At 60.5% G+C, this 1,427-nt stretch carries 1 protein-coding gene; it reads left to right on the top strand.

Annotated elements, in window-relative coordinates; all coding sequences use genetic code 11:
• Nucleotides 1-171: 171 nt before the first annotated feature.
• Nucleotides 172-1,335, top strand: coding sequence for a molybdopterin-dependent oxidoreductase (locus tag CHB84_RS22145; RefSeq protein ID WP_245818928.1), 1,164 nt, complete (start codon nucleotides 172-174; stop codon nucleotides 1,333-1,335).
• The last annotated feature ends 92 nt before the right edge of the window (nucleotides 1,336-1,427 follow it).

The following is a 1,427-nucleotide window of genomic DNA, read 5'->3' as shown; positions in this document are numbered from 1 at the left end:
TCCGCCCTGGGCTATGCCAGCCCCGAGCAGTGGGAACAGCAGGAACTACTCAAGGCCGCATAACCACGTGTCCGGCCAACAGGGGAAAGGTCACCAGAGCACCCATTCACTCGCGGCGGATTATGCGTCAAAGTAGACAACTATCTCGACCGGGTGTACAGCCCTGACCGAGTGCTGTTCCCGCTGCGACGTACCGGCCCGAAGGGTAGCGGCCAGTTCGAGCGAATCAGCTGGGATGCTGCCCTCGACGAGATTGCGGAACGGTTTACCTCGATCGCAGCCGAGTACGGTCCCGAAGCGATCATGCCTTGCAGCTATCTAGGTACCGAGGGAATCCTTAACGGTCTCAACGTGGGAGACCCGTTCTTTGCCAAGCTTGGTGCGACCATCGCCGAAAGGACCTACTGCGACTCCGGATCATGCACTGCGTACACCATGACGATCGGAGATACCGCCGGTGTGGACCCGGAAAGTCTTGTCCATTCCAAGTTCATCCTGGTCTGGGCTTGCAATGTGATGAGCACGAACCTGCATCTCTGGCCATACATCGCCGAAGCACGCAAGCGTGGCGCCACGGTAGTGGTTGTCGATCCGGTCGCAACGCGGACCGCACGGGCGGCGGACTGGCACATCGCGATCCGGCCGGGTACAGACGGCGCGTTGGCGCTGGCCATGATGCACGTGATTATTAACGAGAACCTCACCGATGAGGACTACATCGCTAAGTACACCGTTGGCTATGAGGAGCTCGCCGAGCGCGTGCAGTCGTACTCACCTGAATGGGCGGCTCAGGAGACCGGGGTGCCCGCTGAGGACATCCGGATCCTCGCACGGCAGTATGCGCAATCCCAACCTGCGGTAATCCGGGTTGGTGTCGCGGTCGAGCGGCACGCAGGCGGTGGACAGACGATGCGCTCCTTGGCCTGTCTGCCCGCTTTGGTCGGCGCCTGGCGCCGACCTGGAGGTGGCATACTCCAGCTTCCACTATGGGCGTTCCCGGTGAATTGGGCTGCGTTCATGCACCCGGAGATGCTTACGCCGGGCACGCGCGTGGTGAACCAGTTCCTGCTCGGTGAGGCGCTCACTGGGGAGATGCAGCTGGATCCGCCATTGAAAGCGCTGATGGTCTACAACTCTAATCCAGTCGTGGTGTGCCCGGATCAGGACAAGCTCGTAAGCGGGTTACTCCGGGACGATCTCTTCACTGTAGTTAGCGAGCAGTTTGTGACGGATACTGCGCAGTACGCCGACATCGTGCTGCCTGCCACGACCCAACTGGAGCAGAAGGACATCATGTTCTCCTGGGGACATCTGTTCGTCACGTATAACCACTGACCTTTCCCCTGTTGGCCGGACACGTGGTTATGCGGCCTTGAGTAGTTCCTGCTGTTCCCACTGCTCGGGGCTGGCATAGCCCAGGGCGGAGT

This window comes from Haloechinothrix alba, from assembly GCF_900188115.1.
GTDB classification, from domain to species: domain Bacteria; phylum Actinomycetota; class Actinomycetes; order Mycobacteriales; family Pseudonocardiaceae; genus Haloechinothrix; species Haloechinothrix alba.
This window is presented reverse-complemented; position numbering and strand designations above follow the sequence as displayed.